Origin of the sequence: Nocardia sp. NPDC060255, from assembly GCF_042727395.1 — a bacterium.
Lineage (GTDB): Bacteria > Actinomycetota > Actinomycetes > Mycobacteriales > Mycobacteriaceae > Nocardia.
Genome location: NZ_JBHXAU010000019.1, coordinates 80,307 through 93,663 on the forward strand (window position 1 = coordinate 80,307; position 13,357 = coordinate 93,663).

Consider the following 13,357-nt stretch of genomic DNA (forward strand, 5'->3'; position numbering starts at 1 on the left):
TGCTGGGCGCTCGTGGCGGTGTTGTACCCGGTTTCGAGCACCGATCCGCACCCTCTCTCGGAATCGGACCGGCAGTAGGGCCCTGATCCGGGTGCGCGATACCGACACAGGGTGCCGATTCCGCTGCCCGCGTAGCGAATTGGAAGCCGCTCACCCTCTGCATAACCTGTACACCCGGTATAGCGGGTGTACAGGTTAAACAAGGGGTGAGCGGTTCAGCGCCGGCCATGCCGTGCCCAGTTTCACCACAGAATCCGCACTCTCACTTGGGATCAGCACTCGGAATAGGGCCCTAAAGTCGGTGCCGATCCCGAGTGAGAGTGCGGATTCCGCCGCCTGCGTGGCGATCTGGCCGTGGCGCGCTCTGAGAGCTCCGGTGTGGTGAAACATGGCGGTGAGGTGCGGGGTTCACAGGTGCCTACCGGCCGCGGAGGCTTCGACCCGTACCGCCGCTCCGGATGCGGGCCGGATCGCACCGGATCTGCACGCTCACTTGGGATCGGCACTCGGAATAGGGCCCTAAAGTCGGTGCCGATCCTGAGTGAGGGTGCGGATTCTGGTGTCGGGTGGGGTGGGGGTTTGGGTTGGCTCGGTGTCTTGGGTGTGGGGGGGCGGTGGCAGAGTACCGGTGTGCCTACTGACCGAGCTGCGACTGACGGATCTTTGCTTACGGCGTTGTGCCCGGATCTGCGGGCGGCGCTTACTCGGGTCGGGTATGACGCCGATACGTTGCTGGAGGTGCTCGGGGAGGACGTGCGTGCGGCTTTGGGGCGGTCGGAGCCGGTGCCGGTGCGGCGGGCCGCTCGGGACGCGGGGGAACTGGGCACGCTGATTCGGTTGTTGCTGCTCGGTGATCCGCTGCCGGAGCGGGATGTTGCTGCCGCGCTCGCACCGGTAGATATCGAACGCGCGATCGCGGCGGGTCTGCTCAATCGTGATGGTGACACCATTCGTGCGGCCCTCGACCTGCGTCCTCTCGACGCCGGTGCGGGCACCCGCTGGATCCTGTCCGATCTCGACGACTCGATGCGTCGGCGCACGCTCACCGAGGAGCACGTGCTCGGCGTCGGCCATGCCTCTCTGTCGCTGCTGCGCGCCACTCCGACGCGCAAGGTCGGCACCGTGCTCGATCTCGGCACCGGCTGCGGTGTGCAGGCCGTCCATGCCGCCTCCTATGCCGACTGTGTCACCGCGACCGACGTCAACGCGCGCGCCTTGTGGCTCGCCGAGGCGACCGCCGCACTCAACGGACTCGATATCGAACTCCTCGAGGGCTCCTGGTTCGAGCCGGTCGCGGGACGACGTTTCGATCAGGTGGTGGCCAATCCGCCGTTCGTCGTCGGCCCGGCCCGGATCGAACACACCTACCGCGATTCCGGCCTCGCCCTCGACGGCGCCAGCGAGTTGGTCATCGGACAGGCGGCGGATCTGCTCGCGCCCGGCGGTACCGCCGCGATGCTGGCGGCCTGGGTGCACGTCGACGGCGAGGACTGGCGTCATCGGGTGTCGTCCTGGCTGCCCGCGGACGGTGTCGATGCCTGGGTGGTGCAGCGTGATGTCGCCGATCCCGCCCTCTACGTCGGAACCTGGTTGCGTGACGCAGGTCTCGACCCACGCGACCCGGCCGCGCAGGCGCGCGCCGAACAGTGGCTCGACGCCTTCACCGCCGCCGACGTCGAGGGCATCGGCTTCGGCTTCGTCTATCTGCGCGCCATCGACGGACCGACCGAACTGCTCGCCGAGGACCTCACCCACGGTTTCGACGATCCACTCGGCGATGAGGCCACCCGCTACTTCGAGCGTTCGGCCTGGTTGCGCGCCGTCGCGGGCGACGAAAAACTCGCCTGGACTTCACGTTTCGTGGTCGACCCGGCGACCGCGCTGGAACGCGTCGCGCTGCCGGGCCCGGACGGCTGGGCGCAGCAGGTCGCGCGCGTGCACCGCGGTGACGGACCCCGCTGGCAGCACGAGGTGGACGAGACAACCATCTCTCTGCTCGCGGGAATGCGCGCCGACGGCCTGCCGTTATACGAATTGATCGAACTGCTGGCGGTTGCCCAAGGATCTGACGAGGTGACCACGGAGTTTGCGGCCGACGCGTTGTCCGTGGTGGCCGGATTGGTCCGCCACGGACTGGTGCGGCCCGTGTAATTCCGGCAATCGCGGGTAGGTCGGTGCAGGCACCGGACAACAGGCGTGTTCCACGGCTGAGACCTTCTCAGGAACTTCTCAGACGAGAGTGATGAAAACCGCACGTCAGAGCGGTTTATCTGAGCCGAGACGGGGAACTTTCTCTCTGTCGGGTCCGTTGTTCGGAGTGAGACACCACCGACAGGAGGCAAGTCATGACAAGCCCCGCCACCACTCGTGTGCGCATCAGCGATCAGGACCTCGACGCCCAGAGCCCCGCAGCCGACTTGGTACGCGTGTACCTGAACGGAATCGGCCGTACCGCGCTGCTCACGGCCGCCGACGAGGTCGAGCTGGCCAAGCGTATCGAGGCGGGCCTCTACGCGCAGAACCTGTTGGAGACCGGCAAACGTTTGTCGGCCACCCGCAAGCGCGATCTGGCGCAAATCGTTCGCGAGGGTCAAGCCGCGCGGTCGCACCTGCTGGAAGCCAACCTTCGCCTCGTCGTCTCGCTCGCCAAGCGCTACACCGGCCGCGGCATGCCGCTGCTGGACCTCATCCAGGAAGGCAACCTGGGTCTGATCCGCGCGATGGAGAAGTTCGACTACGCCAAGGGCTTCAAGTTCTCCACGTACGCCACCTGGTGGATCCGTCAGGCCATCACCCGCGGCATGGCGGACCAGAGCCGCACCATCCGGCTGCCCGTCCACCTGGTCGAACAGGTGAACAAGCTGGCTCGGATCAAGCGTGAACTGCACCAGCAGCTCGGCCGCGAAGCCACCGACGCGGAACTGGCCAACGAGTCCGGCATCCCGGTCGAGAAGATCTCCGATCTGCTCGATCACAGCCGCGACCCGGTAAGCCTGGACATGCCGGTCGGCAACGACGAAGAGGCTCCGCTCGGCGACTTCATCGAAGACTCCGAGGCCACCTCGGCCGAGTCCGCGGTGATCGCCGGCCTGCTGCACCACGACGTCCGCAGCGTCCTCGCCACCCTCGACGAGCGCGAACAGCAGGTCATCCGCCTGCGCTTCGGTCTCGACGACGGCCAGCCGCGCACCCTCGACCAGATCGGCAAGCTCTTCGGCCTGTCCCGCGAGCGCGTCCGGCAGATCGAGCGCGAGGTCATGGCGAAGCTGCGCAAGGGCGAGCGAGCCGATCGCCTCCGCGCCTACGCCAGCTGACATCCCCGAAACCCGTGCCGGATTCACTCCGGCACACCTGACGCCGGGCGGCTCCCGAGGCCGGTCCGGCGTCCGACCTGGTGCCCCTCGGGGTCACCTGCCAACGCCGGCCGGTGCCGCGCTCCCCGCCCCCTCCGGGAGCCGCGAACCGGTCGGCGTGAATCTGCCCGGCTACCCGGATGTTCCGAGCCGTTGACGGAATCGGAGGCGAAATCCCTTGGGCTTCACCGTAATCTGCTCGACGACGTCGAGTCGATAGTCCGGCTCGGGCTCGAAGGTGAACGTGTGGATGATGTGGGCGAGGGCCAATAAGATTTCGTGGTAAGCGAATTGGCGGCCGATGCATGCCCGCGCGCCGGTACCGAACGGCTTGTAGGCCTTGAGAACATTCGGGTCGAGCCTGCGTAGATTCTCCGGCAAGAATCGGTCGGGGTCGAACGCATCAGGGTCGGCACCCCAGCCCGGGTCACGATGCGCGGCGAGGGTGAGCACGAAAACCCACTCGCCACGCTCGAAGTGGTAGCGGTCGTCGCCGATCGTGGTGTCGTGCTTGGCTTCTCGGAAATAGCCCGGCGCGATCGGCCACAGTCGCATCGTCTCGTCGACGACACGGCGCAGGTATCGAAGTTTTGCGACGTCTTCGTAGCCGATGTCGGGCTTGGCACGATCGGGCCAGCGTTCATCGACTTCGGTGCGCGCGCGAGCCGCGGCATCGGGGTGGTCGGCGAGGAAATACAGGACGAACGCGAGCACACCGGCTGAGGTTTCGTGACCGGCCACCAAGAACGTCAGGATCTGATGGCGGATGTTCTTCTCGTCGAGTCGGCTGCCCGAAGTGGGGTCGCTGCTGTTGAGCATCAACCCGAGTAGGTCGCGGATGTTATCAGGGTCTGTACGGCGTCGGGTGGCGATGACGTCGTCGACCAACTGCTTGGCGAACGCGATGTCCTTCGCCTGCTGTTCGACACGACGGCGCGGAAACTTGTGCAACACCGGCGGCAGATTCGCATTGCGATTCACGAATTGCAGTCCACGGGTCATCGCGGCCACGAACGGATGCTCGGCGCTGTCGGCGCGAGTGAACGAATCGAACGAGTAACTGAAACCCGTGCGGCTGATGACCTCCAAGGTGAACTTGTTGGTGTCCTCGGCGACGTCGACCCAACACCCTTCCCGCTCGGACCAGTAATCGATGAGTTCCGCGACGGTGTCCGCCATGCTCGCGTGGTAGCCACGCATGGCAGCCTGGGTGAACGCAGGCCCCAGGATGTTGTGTGCCGTATGCCAGTTCGGCTCATCGTTGTAAGCGGTGAACAGTCCGTCACGAGCGATGGGTCGCATCAACCGGAACAGCGGACTCAGATTCTTCGTCCAGTGGTCTTCGTTGTTGATCTCGGCAAGAAGATCGACCCCGGAGACGATGACGATCGGATAGGTAACAATCAGCCGCTCATAGATCGGGCCGAGCCGCCGAGCGTCGCGCATCGCCGCCTGCGTCGGCTTACCGGGCCGCACAGTGAGCAAGTCCCCCAGGAACGGCAGCCGATACGGCGGATGCGGCAACCGCCTGGCAGTACGTACCGACACATCAGTCAACCGAAACGCTCCTGTTCATCGCGTGCGACAGCAACGGTATCGGCCGCCGCGACGATCGTCTGTGCGCCAGCCCAATGCCGGGCCAATTCGAGCAGGCTGTGCAACTCCGAGTCCAGATCGCCGGTCGCCGCCGGTGCCCGCGGCGCGGACCGTCGCGATCGTCTTGCTACGCAACGAATTCGTCACGCGCGGCGTCCCGACGGCACCAGAAGATGTCCTCATCGAGATCGTCGACGAGGTCTACCTGCCGCTCGTGCGGCAACGCGGTTGCACGCAAGGCTGATTCAGTGCCAGATAGTCGCGCAGATCAGCCGAGTCGGCGCGGTCCAGTGTCGAAGCGACTTGGTTCAGGGCCGATTCGTCCACGCGCGTACAGGATCTCGGCTGAGTTGGTGGAGGCGAGTACGGGGTCGAAGGCGAGTTCGCGCATCTCGGGGAGGTCGTCGAAGAGGGCTGAGATGCGTTGGGCGAGTTCGGCTAGGGCTGCCTTGTCGACGCGGGGGCTGGCCGGGGTGCCGGAGAGCAGCGGGGCGGCGCGGGGAGCGTCGATGAGGGCGGTCGCCTCCTCGGCGGTCAGGGGTAGGGCTCGGTAGGCGCGGTCGCCGAGAAGTTCGATGATCAGGCCGGAGAGGCCGAATTCGATGACCGAGCCGAAGGACGGGTCGTCCTGGACGCGGAGGACGCAGCCGACGCCCTTGGTCGCCATCTTCTGGATGTGCAGGACCGGGTCGCCACACAGCTCGGCGAGGTCCGCGTATCCCTGGCGCACCGCTTCGGGACGCCACAGGTCCAGGCGGACACCGGTGAGATCCGGTCGGCGGCGCCACATTTCGCCGGTCGCCTTCGCCGCCACCGGGTAGCCGAGCTCCTCGGCCGCGGCGACCGCCTCGTCGGCGTTGCGCACCTCACGGAACTCCACTACCGAAATGCCGTAGCAGTCGAGCAGTTCGACGGTTTCCAGATCGGTCAGCCGACGGCCGCCCGAATCGGTCATCCACTGCGCCACCAACCGCCTCGCTCGTTCGGTATCGATTCCGTTGGGACGCAACACCTGCGACACGGGCCTCGTTCGCCATTCGGCATAGCGCCGGACTCGCGCGAGCGCTCGCGCGGCCCGCTCCGGATCGGGATACGAGGGAATCGACCCACGCACCGCCGACGCACCGGGGCCGCGGACCGAGAGCAGATTCGGAATGCCTTGTTCGGCAACGAAAGTGGTCAGGATCGGCTTGCCCGCGTCGGGGACCTCCGCGGCGGCGGCACGAATGGCGTCGGCGAAACCCGCCATCGGCAGCGGCACCGGCGGCGCGAAAACCACCAGCACCGAGTCGATGTCGTCCGAACGCAACGCCGCGACCGTGGCGTCGAGATACGCGCCGGGGGTCGCCTGCGGACCAAGATTCACCGGGTCGCCGACGTCGAGTCCTTCGCTCTGCGCCGCGTCGACGGCCAACCAGTTCAGTGCCGCGCTGTTCCCCACCACGGCCAACCGGGAACCGCTGGGCAGCGGCTGATACCCGAGCAGCGCGGCGCAGTCGAACAGTTCCGAGATAGAGTCGACCTGCACAATTCCCGCCTGCGCGAACAGGTCTCGCACGATCGAACGATCCATATCCCCCGCGGGCCGGGCCGCATGGCGACCACTGCTCACCGCAACGATCGGCTTGGTCCTGGCCACCCGGCGCGCGATCCTGGAGAACTTGCGCGGATTGCCGAAGCTCTCCAGGTACAGCAGGACGACATCGGTGTCCGGGTCGGTGTCCCAGTATTGGAGCAGGTCGTTGCCGGACACATCGGCGCGGTCACCGGCCGACACGAACGTCGACAGCCCCAGGTTCCTGGCCGCGGCCTCCCCGAGGATCGCCGCACCCAGCGGCCCGGACTGACAGAAGAACCCGATCCGTCCGCGACCGGGCAGCACCGACGCCAACGTCGCGTTGAGCGCCACCGCCGGATCGGTGTTCGCGATGCCGAGCGCGCTCGGCCCGACCACCCGCATCCCGTGTCCCCGTGCGGCCGCGACCAATTCGCGTTCGGCTTCGCCGCCGCCGATCCCCGTCGTGTCGAATCCCGCGGTGAGCACGACCAGTCCCTTGACGCCCTTGGCCATACAGTCGTCGAGCACCGAACCGATCGCCCCCGGCGGTACCGCGACCACCGCGAGGTCGACCTCGTCCGGGATCTCGCGCACCGTCGCGTAGGCGCGCACCCCGCGCACCGAGTGCCGATTCGGATTCACCGGGAACACCGGCCCCTGAAACACCCCCGACAGCAGGTTGTTCAGCACCGCGCCGCCCACCCGGCCTGCGCTCAGCGTCGCACCGATCACCGCCACCGATCGCGGGGTGAGCAGATTGCCCACGCTGCGCGCCTCGGAGGCACGCTCACGCGAATCCCGCACGGAGAGCAGGGCTTCGGACGGATCGATGGCGAATTCCAGGTGCAGCACCGACCCGTCCCGGCTGCGCTCGACCTGGTAGCCCGCGTCCCGGAAGACCGTCACCATGGTGGTGTTCTCGGCGAGCACCTCGGCGACGAAGGTCTCGATCTTGTTCTCCGCGGCGGCACCGGCCAAGTGCTCCAACAGGATCGAGCCGAGTCCGCGCCCCTGATGCCCGTCGGCCACCACGAACGCGACCTCCGCGGACCGCCGGCCCACCCGGTCGAGCCCCTCGTAGCGGCCCACCGCGATGATCGCCGTCCCGAGCACCAGCACCAGACCGACGCGATCGTGATAGTCGACGTGGGTGGTCCGATACAAGTCCTTCGGCGAAATCCGTGGGTACGGACCGAAATAGCGCAGATACCTGGTGCGGTCCGACAGCGCCGCGTGGAACTCTTGCAGCGCGTCCGCGTCGTCGGGTGTGATCGGCCGCAGCCGGACCACACCACCGTCGGAGGCGAGGATGTCGGCGAACCAGTGTTGCGGCGGGGGCGGCGGAACCGCAGGCGTGTCCGGAGTGTCTACGGGGTCAGTCACGAGGGTCCTCCGGGTCCAGGCCGAGCAATCCGAAAGTTGCTCGGCGGGTGGCCAGCACGGCTGTGTCGATGGCGCGTTGGGCGCGGTCTACCCGCGGGTCCCCAGTCTCCCCCGTGCCGCCCGGCCCATCCCACGGGCGGTAGGCGATGTCGCCGCCGTCACCCATCGTGCGCGGCGGGTCGACCCTCGGCCCGTGCGCCTGGACCTGGTCGATCCAGTCCTGCGGGATCGCGGTCTCCGGGGCGATGGTGCGGTCCAGTGCCGTGGCGAGCAGGTGCGTCCAGGCGCGCGGCACCACCCGGACCAGCCCGTAGCCGCCGCCTCCGACGGCGAGCCAGCGTCCCTCGGCGTGCTCGTCGGCCAGGTCGCGCATCGCGCGGAAGGCGGCACGCTGGCCGTCCACCGTGAGTTCCAGGTCGGCCAGCGGATCCTCGCGATGAGTGTCCACGCCGCATTGGCTGACCACGATCTGCGGGCGGAAGGCCGCCAACGCACCGGGCACCACCGCGTGAAAACCGCGCAGCCACTGGGCGTCTCGGGTGCCGGGCAGCAACGGCAGGTTGATCGCGGTGCCCTCGGCGGCGCCCATGCCCGTCTCCTCCGGCCAGCCCGTGTTCGGCCAGAGCGTGGCCGGATGCTGGTGCAGCGAGACGGTGAGCACGCGCGGGTCGGCGTAGAACGCACTCTGCACACCGTCACCGTGGTGCACATCGACATCGAGATAGGCGATCCGGTCGAAGCCGTTGTCCAACAGCCAGGAGATGGCCACGGCCGCATCGTTGTACACACAGAACCCGGCCGCCGAGTCGGCCATCGCGTGATGCATGCCGCCACCGATGCTCACCGCCCGCCGCGTCCGGCCCGCCGCGATCTCCCTGGCCGCGGCCAGGGTGCCACCGACGATGACCGAGGCCGCCTGATGCATCCCGGGGAACACCGGATTGTCCGGCGACCCCAGCCCGTACGGCGGCGCCTGCGGCGATCCGGCCGGTGGTTTCGCGTGCTCGACCGCGTCGATGTAGTCGGCGGTGTGGATGCGCAGTAGGTCGGCCCGCTCGGCCGTGGCGGGCGCCAATAGCTCGACACCGTCTAGTAATCCGAGACTTTCGGCCAGCGCCATGGTGAACTTCAGGCGCGCCGGTTTCATCGGGTGTTCCGGAGTCCAGGCGTAGTCGAGAAATCGGTCGGTCCAGACGACGGTTCCCCGGCTGCGCTGTTCGCCGGGTGGCGCCGGGTGTTCGCTGCGCGGTGCAGTGGCCATGGTCGCAACGCTACGCGGGAAGGTACAAGCCCCGTCGAACGTTGCTATGCAGTAGAAATACAGAGAAGAGCGTTTGCGGCCGCAAGCCGTGCGCCGACCGGAATCCCGCATTGCCGCGTGTTGCGCGGCGCGACACCGTCCGGCGCAGGGCCGTGTCGGTGTGCGCAGGTAGAATTCGTGCCGACGAAGGGGTAACAGGTGAAAGATCTGGTCGACACCACGGAGATGTATCTCCGTACCATCTACGACCTCGAGGAGGAGGGCGTGGTGCCCCTGCGCGCCCGCATCGCCGAGCGCCTCGAGCAGAGTGGGCCGACGGTGAGCCAAACTGTCGCCCGGATGGAGCGCGACGGCCTGCTGCTGGTCGCCGGAGACCGGCATCTCGAGTTGACCGAGAAGGGCCGCGGCATGGCGGTCGCGGTGATGCGCAAGCACCGCCTCGCCGAACGACTCCTCGTCGACATCATCGGCCTGGACTGGCAGAACGTGCACGCCGAGGCCTGCCGCTGGGAGCACGTGATGAGCGAGGACGTCGAGCGACGCCTCGTCGAGGTGCTCAACCACCCGACCACCTCCCCCTACGGCAACCCGATCCCCGGCCTGGACGAGCTGGGCATCGTGGCATCGACCTCCGCCGAGGAGACCTTGGTCCGGCTGTCGGATCTGCCGCACGGTCAGGTGCACGCGGTTGTCGTGCGCAGGCTCGCCGAGCACATCCAGACCGACCCCGAGGTCATCGGTCAGCTGCGGGAAGCGGGCGTGGTCCCCGACGCGCGCGTGACCGTCGAGAACAGGCCGGGCTCGGTGGTCATCACCGTGCCGGGTCACGAGGGTTTCGAGCTGTCCGACGAGATGGCGCACGCCGTCCAGGTGAAGCTGGTCTGACGCGTGAAACTTCTCGTCACGGGTGGCGCCGGATACGTGGGCGGCGTCTGCGCGCAGGTGCTGCTCGAAGAGGGTCATGAGGTTGTCGTCGTCGACGACCTGTCCACCGGCAATGCGGACGGCGTCCCGTCCGCCGCCCGCTTCGTCGAGGGCGACATCGCGCAGGCCGCGACCGCGCTGCTGGCCGCCGAAACCTTCGACGGTGTCCTGCATTTCGCCGCGCAGTCGCTGGTCGGTGAGTCGGTGCAGCAGCCGGAGAAGTACTGGCACGGCAATGTGGTGAAGACCTTCGAACTGCTCGAGGCAATGCGCCACGCGGGCACGCCGCGACTGGTGTTCTCCTCCACCGCCGCCGTGTACGGCGAGCCGGAACAGGTACCGATCACCGAGGACGCGCCGACCCGGCCGACCAACCCGTACGGTGCGTCGAAACTCGCCATAGATCACGCCATCACCTCCTACTCGATCGCGCACGGGCTGGCGGCGACCAGCCTGCGCTACTTCAACGTCGCCGGCGCCTACGGTGGCCTCGGCGAAAACCGGGTGGTGGAAACACATCTCATCCCGCTGGTGCTGCAGGTCGCGCTCGGGCACCGCAAGGCCATCTCGGTGTTCGGCACCGACTGGCCGACCCCGGACGGCACCGCGGTCCGCGACTACATCCACATCCGCGACCTCGCCCAGGCCCACCTGCTGGCCCTGTCCACCTCCGAGGCGGGCACGCACCGCGTCTACAACCTCGGCAGCGGCACCGGATTCTCGGTCCGCGAGGTGATTTCGGCCTGCGAACGCGTCACCGGCCTCCCCATCACCGCCCAGGACGCCCCGCGCCGCCCCGGCGACCCGGCCACCCTCATCGCCTCCAGCGCCCGCGCCATCGCCGAGCTGGGCTGGCACCCCGAACACAACGACCTCGACGAAATAGTCTCCGACGCCTGGGATTTCCTTCAGTCCCTCGGCCCCCGCGCGCACAGCGCCCGCTGAGGTCTCTCCCCTTCGTGTTCACCGGGGCGGCACGGCTTTCCACGCCGTGCCGCCCGGTCGTATCCGGCCCCGCCGTCGGCGCCATCCGGGCTGGCACAGCTGTCGTGGCGCCTCCCCTCGCGGACCTTCTCGCACAGAATTTCCTGTACGCCGCGCCACTCTGACCCGTCTGCGTCAGATTTCGTTGGCGCTGAACACAATCGGTCACGACGAGCACGATCCCGCAGCGCCGGCGCGGCTCTTCGCGAAGGGACCCGGCCGACCTCTGGTGCGGTGCAAACCAATTGCGCACTGGACCTTCCGCCCTACTCCGATCGCGGCGTGAACGGGCCGGTCGAGGACCTGATGTCCCCTGATCCAGCACGGCATCCCTGTACTACCCGGGCCTATCACGCCACTCGTAGGAGACCGTCTCGATGTTCGTCCGGGCACGGTAGCGGTAACGAGCGACAGCAAATCCAGTCTCGGACTGGACTTCACGGTGTGGGCGAACCCAGGTCGATGCCGAGGTCTGCCGCGGTGTCGTAGCCGCTGCGGGCCAGGCGGCGCAGTTGGTCGGGGCGCATGCCGATCATCAATGCCGTTTCCAGCAACGCCGCCATCGGGTGGTCCGGGTCGGCGTCCATCGCGGCTTCGAGGGCGATGCCCGCGAGTGGTCCGTCGCCCCGGACGTAGGCGCTGTAGCCGAGCAGAGCGGCGGCCTCGGCGCGATCGCGTCCGGTCAGGGCGCGGGTGAGGGCGGCCCACAGGCCTTCGGCCGCGACGGCGTGGTCGCCGACGGCGAGGGCGAACATGGCGTCGCGGACCGCCCGATCACGCAGGGCGGCAGCGAGTTCCGCGAGCTCGGGGACCATGAGTTGCACGCCGGATTCGGTGTTCGCGATCTGCCACAGCACGTAGTCGAGGGCTTGCCTGCTGTAGTCGCTCGGATCACCGCGCCGGACCGCCCGCGCGTAACGATCGCGGGCCACCGACAGCGCACTGTGCAGTATCGCCGCCACCTGATCCCGCACCTCGACGTCCTCGGCCACCAGCGCCGTCAACTCCGCGCGGGAGCCGCGGATCTGGCGACCGTCGAGCACATGGGACAGCGCCACCGCCGAGGTGGCCGGATCCGGCAGTGTCCCACGCCGATCCGGGCCCGCCAGGCTCCACCACTGCTGCTCCGGCTCGATCGCGGGCACCGCCCAAGCCCCGGCCAGGTCGATGTCGTGCGCGGCGAGCCGCCGGTCCAGCGAATCGACCAACACCTCGAATCGCCCGCTGCCGCACCATTCTCCGACCTCCACACTGCGCCGTTCCGGCTCCACGGCCCGATCATCGACCACGACCACCAAGACCTCGACCACATCCTCATGCGCACAAATCTGCAGAATGCACTGCGCCACCATCCCCGCCCGCAGCCTGCGCCGACCGCCCTCCTGCTCCAGATCGAACCGCACCACCGCGTCGATGATCGTCCCCCCACTGCGCCCCGGCCCGGCCCGCAGCACCAACACCACCAGCGACCGCTCCGGCGGAAACCCGATCATCGCCGGCACCGCCGCGATGATCTCCCCCGGTTCGTCCACGCACACAGCGCAATCCGGCACCTCCGCATCGAACGGCGGCGCCTGATCGGCAAAGACCAGGGTGCGTCCGCGATCATCGACACCGAACTCGCCGCTGTCAGCTCCGACGCCGGCATCCGCAATCGCCGAATCATCAAACCGCTCAGCGTCGTCACGAACCTCAGTCACGCCGCACGAGTCGATCTCCGCGATCAGCTCCGTATCGCACAGCTCCGTGATGTCCTCCGCGATGTTCTTGACCCGCGCCACACCATCCTGCGACGTTATGCCGCCCAGCTGCGCCGCCTCGTCCGGCCCTATCTCAACCTGATCCGCCGCTTGGTCTGGACGTATTGCGCTGTCTCGCGCTGTGTCATCCGACGGCACCGTCCGTTCCAGCCGCGCTGTATCTTCCAGCGGCGCGGCACCATCGGGCATCGGCTTATCGCCCTGCCTGAGGAACTCGCACGATCGCATGGCGGCGGCCAGGCTTACCGGTGCGCGGGAAGGGCTTTTGCCCCTGAGCAGCGATGGGCGAGAACAGAAGAGCTCGTCTTGGGCGCGGGCGTCGGGTGTGGAATCGGCCGGCGCGTCGGCATTGCCGGAGGGGTGAGGGTTCGCGGGAGTGGTCATGGCGTCGAGACTGCCCGCCGATACCATCGAGCCTGCCGCGCTGACCTGGCGATTCAGCCGCCCTGGGGAATTCTCGGTGCCTGTGGACAAATCAGCTTCACGGCCCAGCCGCTACCACTCGGCTGTCAGCACGACCTGTTACCGTGCCGCGCCC

At 67.9% G+C, this 13,357-nt stretch carries 9 protein-coding genes; 5 read left to right on the plus strand and 4 right to left on the minus strand.

The genetic code is table 11. The features are described 5' to 3' along the window. Window positions 1–630: 630 nt before the first annotated feature. Both ACFWF1_RS29800 and ACFWF1_RS29805 read left to right on the plus strand, forming a co-directional pair. Window positions 631–2,151, plus strand: coding sequence for a methyltransferase (locus tag ACFWF1_RS29800; protein WP_379283845.1), 1,521 nt, complete (start codon window positions 631–633; stop codon window positions 2,149–2,151). 194 nt (window positions 2,152–2,345) lie between these two features. Then, the gene (locus ACFWF1_RS29805) at window positions 2,346–3,314 is read left to right on the plus strand and encodes a sigma-70 family RNA polymerase sigma factor (RefSeq protein WP_357378948.1); all 969 of its coding nucleotides are present in this window, start codon (window positions 2,346–2,348) and stop codon (window positions 3,312–3,314) included. A 171-nt stretch (window positions 3,315–3,485) separates the two neighbouring features. Here the strand turns inward: ACFWF1_RS29805 and ACFWF1_RS29810 are convergent, their stop codons facing one another. Continuing rightward, window positions 3,486–4,901 carry a cytochrome P450 gene (locus ACFWF1_RS29810; protein WP_379283924.1) on the minus strand — a complete coding sequence of 472 codons (1,416 nt, stop codon included), beginning with the start codon at window positions 4,899–4,901 and terminating at the stop codon, window positions 3,486–3,488. 142 nt (window positions 4,902–5,043) lie between these two features. On the opposite strand from ACFWF1_RS29810, the gene ACFWF1_RS29815 reads away from it, so the two are divergent. Further along, window positions 5,044–5,193, plus strand: coding sequence for a hypothetical protein (locus tag ACFWF1_RS29815; protein WP_379283844.1), 150 nt, complete (start codon window positions 5,044–5,046; stop codon window positions 5,191–5,193). 24 nt (window positions 5,194–5,217) lie between these two features. Here ACFWF1_RS29815 and ACFWF1_RS29820 read toward each other — a convergent pair whose 3' ends face one another. After that, window positions 5,218–7,890, minus strand: coding sequence for a GNAT family N-acetyltransferase (locus ACFWF1_RS29820; protein WP_379283842.1), 2,673 nt, complete (start codon window positions 7,888–7,890; stop codon window positions 5,218–5,220). Then, window positions 7,883–9,151, minus strand: a complete 1,269-nt coding sequence (locus tag ACFWF1_RS29825) for an acetoin utilization protein AcuC (protein ID WP_379283841.1) — start codon at window positions 9,149–9,151, stop codon at window positions 7,883–7,885. The genes ACFWF1_RS29820 and ACFWF1_RS29825 overlap by 8 nt, the downstream gene beginning before the upstream one ends. A 198-nt stretch (window positions 9,152–9,349) precedes the next feature. On the opposite strand from ACFWF1_RS29825, the gene ACFWF1_RS29830 reads away from it, so the two are divergent. After that, window positions 9,350–10,036 carry an iron dependent repressor, metal binding and dimerization domain protein gene (locus ACFWF1_RS29830; protein WP_379283839.1) on the plus strand — a complete coding sequence of 229 codons (687 nt, stop codon included), beginning with the start codon at window positions 9,350–9,352 and terminating at the stop codon, window positions 10,034–10,036. Window positions 10,037–10,039: 3 nt separating this feature from the next. Continuing rightward, the gene (gene galE, locus ACFWF1_RS29835) at window positions 10,040–11,020 is read left to right on the plus strand and encodes a UDP-glucose 4-epimerase GalE (RefSeq protein ID WP_379283837.1); all 981 of its coding nucleotides are present in this window, start codon (window positions 10,040–10,042) and stop codon (window positions 11,018–11,020) included. A 476-nt stretch (window positions 11,021–11,496) separates the two neighbouring features. On the opposite strand, the gene ACFWF1_RS29840 is transcribed toward galE, so the two are convergent. Next, entirely contained in the window at window positions 11,497–13,203 is a 1,707-nt protein-coding gene (locus ACFWF1_RS29840; protein WP_379283836.1) for a DUF4192 domain-containing protein, read from the minus strand. Window positions 13,204–13,357: the final 154 nt, after the last annotated feature.